At 61.0% G+C, this 12,983-nt stretch carries 15 protein-coding genes; 7 read left to right on the top strand and 8 right to left on the bottom strand.

Features of this window, described 5'->3' with window-relative positions:
- Positions 1–15: 15 nt before the first annotated feature.
- Entirely contained in the window at positions 16–1,422 is a 1,407-nt protein-coding gene (locus ACB034_RS16420; RefSeq protein ID WP_042028755.1) for a TolC family protein, read from the bottom strand.
- 27 nt (positions 1,423–1,449) lie between these two features.
- On the opposite strand from ACB034_RS16420, the gene ACB034_RS16425 reads away from it, so the two are divergent.
- The 7 genes from ACB034_RS16425 to ACB034_RS16455 all read left to right on the top strand — a co-directional run bounded on the left by ACB034_RS16425 (position 1,450) and on the right by ACB034_RS16455 (position 6,688).
- Positions 1,450–1,638: a hypothetical protein gene (locus ACB034_RS16425; protein WP_371173267.1), complete on the top strand. Its 189-nt coding sequence runs from the start codon at positions 1,450–1,452 to the stop codon at positions 1,636–1,638.
- A gap of 75 nt (positions 1,639–1,713) precedes the next feature.
- Entirely contained in the window at positions 1,714–2,679 is a 966-nt protein-coding gene (gene dusB, locus ACB034_RS16430; protein WP_026458041.1) for a tRNA dihydrouridine synthase DusB, read from the top strand.
- A 26-nt stretch (positions 2,680–2,705) separates the two neighbouring features.
- Positions 2,706–3,002 (top strand): DNA-binding transcriptional regulator Fis, encoded by a 297-nt coding sequence (gene fis / locus ACB034_RS16435; protein ID WP_005309538.1) that lies wholly within the window; start codon positions 2,706–2,708, stop codon positions 3,000–3,002.
- A 113-nt stretch (positions 3,003–3,115) separates the two neighbouring features.
- Entirely contained in the window at positions 3,116–3,997 is an 882-nt protein-coding gene (locus tag ACB034_RS16440) for a DMT family transporter (RefSeq protein ID WP_201982370.1), read from the top strand.
- 245 nt (positions 3,998–4,242) lie between these two features.
- On the top strand, positions 4,243–5,061 hold the full coding sequence (locus tag ACB034_RS16445) for a DUF3100 domain-containing protein (protein WP_342011147.1): 819 nt from the start codon (positions 4,243–4,245) through the stop codon (positions 5,059–5,061).
- Complete coding sequence (locus tag ACB034_RS16450) at positions 5,058–5,507, top strand: hypothetical protein (protein ID WP_042028750.1); 450 nt, start codon at positions 5,058–5,060, stop codon at positions 5,505–5,507. The genes ACB034_RS16445 and ACB034_RS16450 overlap by 4 nt, the downstream gene beginning before the upstream one ends.
- Entirely contained in the window at positions 5,507–6,688 is a 1,182-nt protein-coding gene (locus tag ACB034_RS16455) for a M20 family metallopeptidase (RefSeq protein WP_371173268.1), read from the top strand. Before ACB034_RS16450 ends, ACB034_RS16455 begins: the two co-directional genes overlap by 1 nt.
- Before the next feature lie 83 nt (positions 6,689–6,771).
- Here the strand turns inward: ACB034_RS16455 and ACB034_RS16460 are convergent, their stop codons facing one another.
- The 7 genes from ACB034_RS16460 to ACB034_RS16490 all read right to left on the bottom strand — a co-directional run bounded on the left by ACB034_RS16460 (position 6,772) and on the right by ACB034_RS16490 (position 12,976).
- Positions 6,772–7,806 (bottom strand): LysR substrate-binding domain-containing protein, encoded by a 1,035-nt coding sequence (locus tag ACB034_RS16460; RefSeq protein WP_223379936.1) that lies wholly within the window; start codon positions 7,804–7,806, stop codon positions 6,772–6,774.
- Positions 7,807–7,849: 43 nt separating this feature from the next.
- A complete protein-coding gene (locus ACB034_RS16465) occupies positions 7,850–8,476 on the bottom strand; it encodes a LysE family translocator (RefSeq protein ID WP_061477092.1) in 627 nt (208 codons plus the stop codon).
- 98 nt (positions 8,477–8,574) lie between these two features.
- Complete coding sequence (gene ilvN, locus ACB034_RS16470; protein ID WP_026458423.1) at positions 8,575–9,069, bottom strand: acetolactate synthase small subunit; 495 nt, start codon at positions 9,067–9,069, stop codon at positions 8,575–8,577.
- Complete coding sequence (locus ACB034_RS16475) at positions 9,069–10,787, bottom strand: acetolactate synthase 3 large subunit (protein WP_061477090.1); 1,719 nt, start codon at positions 10,785–10,787, stop codon at positions 9,069–9,071. The genes ilvN and ACB034_RS16475 overlap by 1 nt, the downstream gene beginning before the upstream one ends.
- A gap of 391 nt (positions 10,788–11,178) precedes the next feature.
- On the bottom strand, positions 11,179–11,331 hold the full coding sequence (locus ACB034_RS16480) for a hypothetical protein (protein WP_156130703.1): 153 nt from the start codon (positions 11,329–11,331) through the stop codon (positions 11,179–11,181).
- A gap of 41 nt (positions 11,332–11,372) precedes the next feature.
- Positions 11,373–12,482: an MJ1255/VC2487 family glycosyltransferase gene (locus ACB034_RS16485; RefSeq protein WP_371173269.1), complete on the bottom strand. Its 1,110-nt coding sequence runs from the start codon at positions 12,480–12,482 to the stop codon at positions 11,373–11,375.
- Entirely contained in the window at positions 12,479–12,976 is a 498-nt protein-coding gene (locus tag ACB034_RS16490) for a phosphatase PAP2 family protein (protein ID WP_042070187.1), read from the bottom strand. Before ACB034_RS16490 ends, ACB034_RS16485 begins: the two co-directional genes overlap by 4 nt.
- Positions 12,977–12,983: the final 7 nt, after the last annotated feature.

Here is a 12,983-nt window from a genome sequence, read left to right on the forward strand (position 1 = left end):
CGGTCAACATCAGGCTCATGAGTTCACCTCGATCACCTGGCCGTGCTGATATTGGTTGAAACTGTTGATCTGGCCGGAGAGCGCCAGCAGGCGGGCCAGCGACACCACGTACTGATAGGCGGCTGCGGCGCGCTGGGTCTTGACCCCGGCCAGCTGGTTGCGAGCATCCACCACATCCAGCGAGGTGGAGAGCCCCTGCCCGAATGCTTTGTCCCGCAGCAGCACGTTCTCTTCCGCCAGTGCCTGGGTGGAGGAGAGAGACTGATACTCCTCCAGTCCCTGAGCCGCCTCGCGCCAGGTCTTCTCGACCAGCAATTCTAGATCCTGGCGGGTTTTGGCCTGCAGCAGATTGACCTGCAGCTCGGCGCTCTTGGCGGCCTGCACCGTCTCGGAGCGGCCATCGCGGCTCACCAGCGGCATGCTGACGCCGACCCCCACCAGCCAGTCCGGGGTGGTCTTGGACGCCAGTGAGTCATCTTCATAGAGGTTGTAGTTGCCAAACAGGAACACCTCGGGGGCGTACTTGCCCTTCTCCAGCCGGATCATCCCCTTGGCCTGCTCCTTCTTGGCGCTGAGCAGCTTGAGGCCGGGGTGTACTTCCAGAGTCTGGCTCACCAATCCTTCCAGACGCGGCAGCTCGCGGTTGACGAACAGGGCGCTGTCCGGGTTTGCCTGCTTGAGCTTGAGCATGTGGCCGAGGGCCAGCTGGGCGATCTCCAGGCTGCGTCGCGCCTTCTGGGTATCGATGCGTGCCCTGTCATAGGCTGACTGGGCGGAGAGGCGTTCGACCCGGGCGATCTGGCCCTGGGCCTCCAGCTTGTTGGCGTGATCGAGATGATGAGCCAGCCCGTCTTCGATCTCCTGCTTGGTCTGCACCACCTGGGCGGCCAGTACCACCCCGAAATAGGTCTGGGAGAGGCTCTCGAAGGTGGACTGCTGCTTGAGCACCAGCAGCTGCTGTGCCTCGCTCACCTGTGCTTCGCGAATGTCCTGCGCCGCATCGATGCGACCACCGGTGAACAGCGGCCACAGCATCTTGACCGAGCTGGTCACCACATTCTGTTTGGTGAGAGGAGTGACGAAATCATCCGGAGTGAGCCTGAAGGCCTGCATCAGGGGGGCCAGCACCTTGCCAAGCTCGGGATGGTTGGCGATGGGATTGAGATCCATCATATCGAGCTCCATCGGCTGGTCGAGGTGGGTATAGCTGGCCCCCACATCCACCTTGGGCAGATACATGTCCTTGGCCGCCTCGCGCAGCTGTTTGGCGCGCTCCACCCCTGCCTGTTCGGCCGCCAGCCCCTCATCCTGCTGGATGACCCGGGTCCAGGCTTCGCTGAAGCTGATGGTCTGCGCCTGCGCCGACCCCAGCATGGCCCCCATCAGGCATGGCCAGAGTGATTTGATGAACCTTGACGTCATAGATCCCCAACCCGCATTGTTATGAAAATGTTTGGAGTATTTACTCTTTGGAAGCTCGCCATCATAACGCAAACAGGCCTCGCAAGTGGACTGACAATTATGCAAGGGAGCTCTCCCTATGGTACAGAGATCCTTGCCGCCCAATTTGGCCGTTTTTCAACAACTCCAGAATTTGCAAGCCTTGGCGCGACGTTTTTTTCAGAAAAAAATGGCTGACGCTCAAATACTAACCTTTTCTCCTGCCTAAAAAATGCGTAATATACGCCGCCCTAAGCCGATGGTAACCGTGGAATGCAGATAGGTCCCCACACGCTTGAAACTCCCCTGATCGTGGCTCCCATGGCCGGTGTAACAGACCGACCATTCCGTGAACTTTGTTTGCGGCTGGGTGCCGGCATGGCCGTTTCCGAGATGCTGCTGGCCAACCCGGATGTCTGGGATACCCAGAAAACCAGGATGAGAATGGATCACTCTGCTGAAGGTGGTTTGCGATCGGTCCAGATTGCCGGAGCCGATCCCGAGATGATGGCGTTTGCTGCCCGCTACAACGTGGAGCAGGGCGCACAGATCGTCGACATCAACATGGGGTGTCCGGCAAAAAAAGTGAATAAGAAGCTGGCAGGCTCAGCCCTGTTGCGTTACCCAGACCAGGTCAAAGCAATTTGCCGGGCCGTGGTGGACGCAGTCGAGGTTCCTGTCACCTTGAAGATCCGCACAGGATGGGATCCGGATAACCGCAATGGCGTGGAGATCGCCCGAATCGCCGAAGATTGCGGTATCGCGGCCCTTGCCGTGCATGGTCGCACCCGCGCCTGCCTCTACAAAGGCGAAGCGGAGTACGACACGATCAGGGCGATTAAGCAGGCCGTATCGATTCCTGTTGTCGCCAATGGCGACATCAACAGCCCGGAGAAAGCCCGGTATGTCCTCGACTATACCGGTGTCGATGCCGTGATGATCGGCCGCGCTGCGCAAGGACGACCCTGGATTTTCCGGGAAATCCGTCATTTTCTTGAGACGGGCACCAAGCTGCCACCTCCCGAGAGGGAAGAGGTTCGCACCCTGATGAACGAGCATGTCACCAACCTGCACCGGTTTTATGGTGCATATCTGGGAGCGCGCATCGCCCGTAAACACGTGGGCTGGTACCTGGATGAAGAAGAGACGGGCCGAGAATTCCGTAAGCACTTCAATGCCCTGGATTGTGCAGACGCACAGCTCGAGGCACTCGAAGCGTATTTCGATGGATTAGGTTAACAAGATAACTAAAGAGCCGACCGAATATGTTCGAACAAACCCTGACTTCTGATGCATTGGTAACAACTACTCACAATCACGCTGCCGAGCCGACCCAGCGCCCCCTGCGTGACTCTGTGCAACAGGCCCTGCGTAACTACCTGGCCCAGTTGAACGGTCAGGAAGTGATTGATCTGTACGATATGGTTCTCTCCGAAGTCGAAGCTCCCATGCTGGACGTGATCATGCAGTACACCCGTGGTAACCAGACTCGCGCCGCCGTGATGATGGGTATCAACCGTGGCACCCTGCGCAAGAAGCTCAAGCGTTACGGCATGAACTGATTGCTGGCCGGGCATCGTGCAAGCGATGCCAGGCAGAGATGAAAGGCGCCGGGTAGCAATGCCCGGCGCCTTTCCTTTATGCTCTCCCCTCCTGTTTCATCACGATGCCCTCTATGAACCGCGCTCCCCTGCTGCTGATGGTGCTGGTCACCCTGCTGGCCGCCGCCGGCTGGCTCTTCTCGAAAGAGGCGATCCGCGAACTCCCTCCCGCCGCCTTTATCGGCAGTCGTTTCCTGCTGGCCGCCCTCTTGCTGTTGCCGCTCGCCTGGCTGCGCGAGCCGCCCCCCAACCGCGGCCAACTGATCCGCGCTGCGGGCTGCGGCACCCTGCTCGGCACCAGCCTGCTGCTCTGGGTCACCGCCATCAGCCAGAGCGATGCGCTGGGCAGCGGCGCCTTCATCATGAGCGTGGCCACCCTGATGGCGCCGCTCGCCGCCTGGGCTGCCTTCAAGGCCAGACCGGGTCGCCACTACTGGCTCACCCTGCCGCTCGCCATCGCCGGCCTGCTGCTGCTCTCCAGCAGCACCCAATGGGGCGTCTCTTTGTCGTTGTTCTGGTTTCTGGCAGCCGCCGCCACCCTCGGCATCCAGCTTGCGGTTCATCGCCACTTCGCCCAGTCCATTCCCCCCACCTGGCTCACCTGCATCCAGCTGGCGGTGACCGGCCTGCTTGGCACCCTGCTCTCCCTGCTGACCGAGCAGTGGCCCGCCAACATCAGCCACGGCATCTGGGGCTGGTTTGCCGCGAGCGTCCTGATCGCCACCACCCTGCGCTACTGGCTGCTCACCCACGCCCTGAGCAGGATGACCACGGCCCACGCCGCCCTGATGATGCTGCTCGAACCGGTCTGGACCCTGATCCTCAGCACCCTCTTCTATGGCGAGCCGCTCGGTGGCAGCAAACTGGCTGGCGCCGGGCTGGTGCTGGGTGCCCTGGTGCTCTACCAGCTCCCCCTGCTGCTGCGCAGCACCCGGCTCAAGCCGCTCGAACGATAAGCCTCTCCCATGGGCCATCCATCCGATGGCCCCCCCCTCTTGTTCCCACGCCTGTCACGCTGATGTGTCACTGGATTTAACCCTTGGTATCCAAAGGGTTAAAGGGCATACCCCATGAAAAAATGCCATATGGCCAGCTTGATGGCGGTCACATTACTCACCTCCCCAGCTCCCTATCATGCCTCCATCATCCGTCGGGCCCGCCCTGAGGATGGCCACACATGGGATAACAAGAGAAGAAGACTATGCAGCAAACCAGCCCCCTCAAGACGGTCACGGTCAGCATATTGGCAACCGCCATGCTGATCTTTGTGGCCCAGTACCTGATAGGCAAACAGGAGATAAAAATTGGCATCGCCATCATCCCCATCCTGCCCATGCTCTTTGCCGTCATCATCGGCATGATTGTCTCCGCCAAGCCGGTCAAGGAGCGCATCCCCGGCTGGCGCAAGCTCTTCTCCGAAAAAGAAGAAGGGTTCTGCGGCAAGATGGTGGGCTTCAGCCTGCTGATCCTGGGCACCCAGTATGCGGGGATGATCATCCCCAACCTGAAACTGATCCTGAGCGTCGGCGTACCGCTCTTTTTGCAGGAGATTGGCAACCTGCTGCCCATCCTCATCGCCATTCCGCTGGCGGTGAAGTTCGGCTTCGGCCGCCGCGCCATCGGGGCCTGCTCCTCCATCAGCCGTGAGCCCTCGGTCGCGGTCATTCAGGGCAAGTTCGGCACTGGGTCCCAGGAGTACATAGGCGTGCTCGCCATCTACCTGTGCGGCTCAGTCATCGGCACCCTCTGGTTCAGCGTGCTCGGCAGCATAGCGCCGCTCACCGGCCTGCATCCGCTGGCGCTGGCCGCCGGCTCGGGGGTGGGCTCAGGCTCCATGCTGAGCGCCGCCTCCGGGGCGCTGATCAACGGCCTCGACGAAGCGCTGGCCCAGCAGGTGCTGAGCATCGCAGCCGCATCGAACCTGCTCTCGTCGGCGCTGGGCGCCCTCTCCCTCACCTACCTGGGACTGCCCCTTGCCGAGAAGATCTTTGCCCTGACTGCGAAAGGAGAGAAAGTATGAAAAGCATCGTAATGGATATGCGGTTCGTCTTTCTGGCGATCCTGCTGGCCATGTTTACCCAGACTCTGACCACTGGCCTGCCGATCTGGCAGATGGGTGACAGCTTCGTGGCCATGTCGCTGGTGGTGTTTGCCTCTCTGGTGGCCAAGCACTATCTGCCCTCCTCCCTGCCGGCGTTTGCCTATGCCACCATCATCGGCATTCTCATCTGCCTGCCGGACACTCCGGTGCGTGGCCTCTTTATCGATGCCGTGGCCAAGATCTCCTTCCTCTCCTGCTGCGTGCCGCTGCTGGCCTTCGCCGGCCTCTCGGTGGGCGGTCAGCTGGAGGAGCTGAAGAAGATGTCGTGGAAGGTGATCCTGATCTTCATGATCGTCTCCACCAGTTGCTTCTTCGGCGCGTCGCTGGTTGCCCAGCTTGGCTTCTCCATTCAAGGGATCATCTGATGAACCACTATCACATTGAACCGGCCCTGCTGGCCTTGCGCGACTTCAGCCAGGAAGTGCGCCACCACCTGCACACCATCCCCGAGGCTTCCGGCGTCGAGTTCAAGACCTCGGCCTACTGCCGCGAGCTGATGCAAGGCTTTGGCTACCGCCTCACCGACTACCCGGGCTTCACCGGCTTTCACGGGGATCTGGTGATAGACCCCAGCCTGCCCACCATCGCCTTCCGTGCCGACATGGACGGCCTCGAGATGCACGACATGAGCGAGGTGGCGTTCAAGTCAACCCACGAGGGGATGGCCCACAACTGCGGTCACGACTCCCATATGGCGATCGCCCTGACCACGGCGAAATTTCTGGCGGAGCATCAAGAGCGGCTGACCCACAATGTGCGCGTCATCTTCCAGATGGCGGAGGAAGACATGCGGGTGCCGGGCGCCGAGAAGATGGTGGAGCTGGGCTGCATGGCGGGGGTGGACGAGGTCTACGCCCTGCACAACGACGGCGCCATGGAGACCGGCACCATCAAGTTCAACAGCGGCGTCATGTCCTCCTGGGGTTCGGCCTGGACCCTGGAGGTGCACGGGGTCTCGGCCCACGGCTCCACACCCCACAAGGGGCTGGACGCCATCCGCGAGGCGGTGCGCATCATTGAGGACATGGACTATATCGTCGCCAAGCGCACCAGTCCGTTCAGCCCGGCGGTGTTCGGCTGCGGCATGATCAACGGCGGCACCATTCCCAACGCCATCGCCGACCATGTGCAGGCGCGCGGCACCATCCGCGCCATGGACGCCGAAACCGACCAGATCCTGAAAAACAGCTTCAGGGAGATAGTGGCCCAGAGCGAGCTGCGCGGCTTCAAGACCAGCATGGTCTATGCCGGTTATCCGGCGGTAGAGAACCACCAGGAGGCATGCGAGCGCCTGCTGCAGGCCGCCGCCGACGTAGTGCCAGCAGAAGGGATCAACGCTCAGGGTCAGCCGATGACCGGCAGTGAAGACTTCAGCTACATGGTCAACGCCTGCCGTGACCGCAAGGGCGCCATGTTCTTCCTCGGCAGCGGCTGCCAGGCCAAGGGGATTTGCAACTATCTGCACGCGAATCCCTACTACCTGGATGACGATTGCCTGCTGATCGGGGCCCAGATCTTTATCAATCTGGCGACCCGTCGCCCTTAAAGTCCCATCCCCTGAAACAAAAGAGAGGCAAGTGCCTCTCTTTTTTTATCTCTGCGATTCAAATCCATATGGCGGACACGGCGTTACAGCCAGGGCAGCTCCGCCATATTGATGGCCGGCGGCTGGTTCATCAGGTGGCGCTGTACCGTCTCCCGGCTGATATGAGGGGCGTAGAGGTGAATGAAGTCATACATGTAATCGCGCAGGTGCACATGTTTGCGCAGGCAGACGTGGGTGGCACTCGAGGCGATCAGATGATCGATGTTGAGGCAGACCAGATCCTCCCTGTCCCCCTCGTCAAAGGCAACGCTGGCAATCACCCCGACCCCCATGCCGAGCCGCACATAATGCTTGATGACATCGGTGTCGGTGGCGGTCAGCACGATTTTCGGGGAGAGGCCGTGGCGACCGAAGGCCTTGTCCATCTTGGAACGGCCGGTGAAACCGAACACATAGGTGATCAGAGGGTAACGGGCCAGATCGGCCATGGACAAGGGCTGGCACTCAAGGAGCGGGTGGCCATGGGGCACCACCACGCTGCGCCCCCAGCGATGACAGGGCACGGCGGCCAGCTCGTCGAACAGGTACATGGACTCGGTGGCAATGGCCATCTCCACGTCACCGCTTTGCACCATCTGGGCCAGCTGGGCGGGCGCCCCCTGATGAAGATGGATCGCCACCTCGGGATAGCGGCGGTGAAACTCGGTAATCACTTCGGGCAGCTTGTAGCGGGCCTGGGTGTGGGTGGTGGCGATGCGCAGCACCCCGCTGGTGGCGAGCTGCTCGCCCAGGGACAGCTGGTTGATCTGCTCCACCTGGGCCACTACTCCCTTGGCCAGCTCCATCACCTGCTCACCGGCAGGGGTCAGGCCGATGAGGTTCTTGCCCTTGCGGGTGAAGAGGGCCAGCCCCAGCTCGTCTTCCAGCATCTTCATCTGCTTGCTGAGGGTAGGTTGGGAGGTGTAGAGCTTCTCCGCCGTCGCCGAGATGTTGAAGTTGTTCTTCACTATCTCGGTAAAATTCTTGAGCCGGGCGATATTCATCTGTGCTAGTGGGTCTCGATTGTCGGCGGCCGGCAGGCCGTGGCCGCGAATGGAAATACCCAGCGACCATATCACAGGGTCGCCGGGGATAACCTGCCCCAGGTCAGGGAGTGGCTGACTATTCGCTCGCCAGCTTGACCCCGAGCCCAACAAAGAGGGTGCCGATACCCCGGTTGAGCCAGCGGCCAATCCTGGTCGGCAGCTTCACCTTGTTGCTGGCATAGGCGGTGCTGAAGACCAGAAAGTGGCACCAGATCATACCGTTCAGGTTGAAGATGCAGCCGAGCAGGATAAAGGCGAGGGCCTTGTCGGGGGAATCCGGCGCGATGAACTGGGGCACGAAGGCGAGAAAGAAGAGCGCCACCTTGGGGTTGAGCACATTGGTCAACACCCCCTGCCAGTAAATGCGGCCATAGGAGAGCGCAGGCAGGCTCACCCCGGCACTGTCGACCCTGGCCGATTTCTGGCGAAACAGCGAGATCCCCAGATAGATGAGATAGAGAGCCCCCACCAGCTTGATCACGGCGAACAGCTCGGCCGAGGCGCTCAGCAGGGCCGAGAGACCAAGGGCGGCCCCCAGCACATGGATCATGGTGCCGGTTCCTATCCCCAGGGCCGCCGCCGAACCGGCCCGCCACCCCTGCGAACCGCTGCGCAGCATGATGAGCAGGGAGTCCGGCCCCGGCATCATGTTGAGCAGCAGACCCGATACCACAAACAGCGCCAAATCGTGGATCCCGAACATCTCTCCTCCTCTACTTCCTGAGTGCCAAAAGCAGAGGGCTCCGCAGAGCCCCCTGTATCATGGGTGTCTTTCTGTTGCCCCGCGGACTTGCACCTGCATCAGGGACGCAGCGCCTTGTCGGCGCGGGAGATGCCGCAGACACCGGAGCGCACCACTTCGATGATCTCGTTGGTCTGGGCGGCGGTCTTGATGAAGGCATCCAGCTTCTCGCTGGTGCCCACCAGCTGCACGGTGTACTGCTCCGGGGTCACATCGACGATCTGGCCGCGGAAGATATCCGCCAGGCGCTTGAGCTCGTCGCGACCACCACCGGCGGCGCGCGCCTTCACCAGCGCGATCTCCCGCTCGATGTGCTCCCCTTCGCTCAAATCGCACACCTTGAGCACGTCCACCAGCTTGTGCAATTGCTTCTGGATCTGCTCAAGCACCCGCTCATCCCCCATGGTGACTATGGTCATACGCGACAGGGTGGGATCCTCGGTGGGAGCCACGGTCAGGGTCTCGATGTTGTAGCCACGCTGGGAGAAGAGGCCCACCACCCGGCTCAGGGCGCCGGATTCGTTCTCCAGCAGAACGGAAATTATATGTCTCATCAGGTTCTCTCCGTCTTGCTCAGCCACATCTCGTCCATGGCCCCAAACTTGATCTGCATCGGATAGACGTGCTCATCCGGGTCGACCGAGATGTCCATGAACACCAGCCGATCCTTCATGGCAAACGCCTTCTCCATGGCGCTCTCCAGCTCGGCCGGATCGCTCACCGCGATACCGACATGGCCGTAGGCTTCCGCCAGTTTGACGAAGTCAGGCAGGGATTCCATGTAGGAGTGGCTGTGACGGCCGCCATAGAACATCTTCTGCCACTGTTTGACCATGCCGAGGGCACGGTTGTTGATGGAGATGATCTTGATAGGCACCCCGTACTGCATGCAGGTGGAGAGCTCCTGGATGTTCATCTGCACCGAGCCGTCGCCAGTAACGCAGCAGACCACCGCATCCGGGTTGGCAAACTGGGCGCCCATGGCGGCCGGGATGCCAAAGCCCATGGTGCCGAGACCACCGGAGTTAATCCACTGGCGCGGCTTGGCGAACGGGTAGTAGAGGGCGGCAAACATCTGGTGCTGGCCCACGTCGGAGGCGACGAACGCCTGGCCCTGAGTCACCTTGTAGAGGGTCTCGATCACCTGCTGCGGCTTGATCTGGGTGGGCGAGGTCTCGTAGGCGAGGCAGTGACGGGAGCGCCACTGGTTGATCTGCTCCCACCAGTCCGCCATCACCTGCTTGTCGTTGTCAAAGCCGTTTTCGCGGATCACTTCCAGCATCTGCTCCAGCACGGTTTCCACCGAGCCGACGATGGGTACATGGGCCTGCACCGTCTTGGAGATGGAGGTGGGATCGATGTCGATATGCACCACGGTGGCGTTGGGGCAGAACTTGGCCACATTGTTGGTGACGCGGTCATCGAAGCGGGCACCCACGGCGAAGATGAGATCCGCGTTGTGCATGGTCTTGTTCGCTTCGAAGGTGCCGTGCATCCCCAGCATGCCGATGAACTGCGGATGGGTACCCGGGAAGGCCCCCAGCCCCATCAGGGTGGTGGTCACCGGCAGGTTCAACAGCTCCGCCAGCTTGGTCACCAGATGATCCGCATTGGCGTTGATGGCTCCCCCTCCCACGTACATCACGGGGCGCTGCGCCTCCACCAGCAGTTTGGCGGCGCGCTTGATCTGGCCCTTGTGACCGGACTTGGTCGGGTTGTAGGAGCGCAGGGAGACCGTCTCCGGATACTGGTAGGGGAATTTCTCTTTCGGGTTCTGCACGTCTTTGGGCAGATCCACCACCACGGGCCCCGGGCGGCCACTGGCGGCAATGTAGTAGGCCTTCTTGATGGCCTCGGGGATGTCGCTCGCCTTCTTGCACAAGAAGCTGTGCTTCACCACCGGGCGGGAGATGCCGATCATGTCGGTCTCCTGGAACGCATCCTCGCCGATCATGCTGGTCGGCACCTGGCCGGAGAGGATCACCAGCGGAATGGAATCCATGTAGGCGGTGGCAATACCGGTAATGCAGTTGGTCGCGCCAGGGCCAGAGGTCACCAGTACGGTTCCCACCTTGCCGGTGGAACGGGCGTAACCATCAGCCATGTGCACAGCGGCTTGCTCGTGCCGCACCAGAACATGCTCCATCTTGCCGTTTTCGAAGAGAGCGTCGTAGATGTCGAGCACCGAACCACCCGGGTAGCCAAATACGTGTTCGACTCCCTGATCCTCCAGCGCTCTAACCACCATCTGGGCGCCTGATAACATCTCCATGATAAAGCCCTCCAGGCTTTGCTCCGTTTAGCGAATCCCGTCGACAGCACCGTGCTTCCCGGCACAGCCCAATCCGTTTCTTGTTGTTATCTGAATGCAGATCGGGCCAATTCAGCCCCGCCGACAGCAGAAAAAAAGGATTTTTCCATCATTGACCCGAGAATCGGGTGAAAAACCAACTTAACCTGCCCGTGAACGCTTGTCCACGGCTTTGTCTGACCGAAACAGTCATAGATTTCAACCGGCTATTAACATTCAATGGTTTGCTACCATGGCGGTAACACAAACGGGAAGTAAGTCGATGAAAAGCCAGCGGATCGTCCCGATGAGAGCAGTGACGGCCATAAAAAAGCCCACCGATTGATCGGTGGGCTTTATCGTTGCGGGTGACTCAGTGATCCTGTTCCGGCTCGGCCAGCCAGATTTGTTGATCCGGATCTGTCTCCTCGCTGACAGAGATACTGACGCCCATGTCCAGCAGTTCGTGCAATGTCAGGTTGTCTGCCAGATCCATGGTTTCGCCATTTTCATTGGTAAAGCGCATTACTTCCCTCCTCTTCGCATCTTGCCGGCTCGCCTTTCAGTCTAGTTGACAACACTGACTTGCGATAACCAGCAACCGGACAAACTCTCGCCCCCTTCCAGCTCGCTCAGGCGATCGCTGACCTCTTCCGGAAACAGGGTACGGGCCCAGAGCCGCCGTGACAGGGCGGGCACGCTCTCTTCGGCCCCTGCCGCCAGCCAGCGTGCCACCTCGCCCGCCACATCCGGGTAACTGATTACTCCCGGGGCGGCGCTGTCGAGCCAGTGGCGAACCTGGTTGGCGTCGAGGCAATCCATCAGGGTCGCCAGCCCCATCATCTCCAGCGTCTTGCCGTTGGTCAACTGCTCGAACTGGCCGTGCAGCGGCTTGACCAACAGCTTCTTGCCAAGGGACAAGGCCTCGCTCGCCAGCTCGAATCCGGCGTTGGAGATGACTCCGCGGCAGCCACGCAGCACCTCAAGGAAACCCTCACGGGAGGGGGGCTCGAAGCGCAGGTTGCGCCATTGGCTGACGTTGCGGATCGCCGGATGAAAGCAGACGAAGCGTTGCTGGCTGAAACGCGACAACAGAGCAGCAATCGCCTCGGTCTGCTCGAAGGGGAGATAGACCAGGATGTTGCCGTTGTCTGGCGCCGCAACCAGAGGGTCGATCACCGGTGGCAACAGGGGTTGTCCGAAGTGAAACCAGTGCAATCCGAGCGGCCGGGAAACGGGAGCGAAGTGGCGCATCAGCTGGCGGCTCAGGCCATCTTCTCCCCAGCGGGGGATAGGCCAGTTGAAACTGGCCTGATGGCTGATGGTGAGACTCGGCTTGTGATAACGGCGGGCGGCATGGGCGGTGAGCGGCTCAAAATCGCTCACCACCAGGTCATATGCACGGCAATCAAGGGCGCGCAGATCCCGCCAGAAGGTGAGCGGCGATGCCGCCTGCAGGGTGCGCCAGGGAGACACCTTGCCCTCATGAGTGACAAAGGTGAGCCCGGAGAACGCGCGATAGGCGCCAAACTCCGCCATGTCGAAGTAACCGTCGGCGGGACGGCCGCTGAACAGATAATCCACTTCCACCCCGGCGCCGCGCAGAGCCCGGGCCAGGGTTCTGCTGCGACTGATATGATCATTGCCGGTGCCCTGTACCCCGAACAGTATTCTCATCCCTGACTCCAGAGCAGTACCAGCATGGCGCAGCCACCGCCGAGCAGGGCGCCAGCCACCAGATCGCTGAGATAATGCACCCCGAGCAACAATCGGGATGCCCCTACCAGGGCGGCCCAGCCAAACAGCAGGGGTGCCCAGAGCGGAAACGCCGTGGCCAGCAGGGTGGCCATCAGAAAGGCGGCGGCGGTATGACCGGAGGGCAGGCTGTAACGATCGGAGGGAGTGATGAAGACCGGCAGCCCCACCGGGCGCTGCCGCTTGAGGCTGTTTTTCAGCAACAGATAGAGTGGCAGCTCGAGGGCAAAGGCGAGCAATACCTGCCCTACCAGTTCCCGCTCCCCCTGCCACCAGAGCAAGGCCCCCAGCACGCCATAAAGCGGGCCATCACCGGTGCGGGAAATCAGCCGACTGACTCTTGCCTGTGGCCGGTTGTAGGCATGCAGCAGGCAGACCCGGCATACCTGCAGATCCCATTGCTGGAGTTTGTTCATGACTCTC

The sequence above is a fragment of the Aeromonas sp. S18(2024) genome (assembly GCF_041402525.1).
GTDB lineage: Bacteria > Pseudomonadota > Gammaproteobacteria > Enterobacterales > Aeromonadaceae > Aeromonas > Aeromonas enteropelogenes.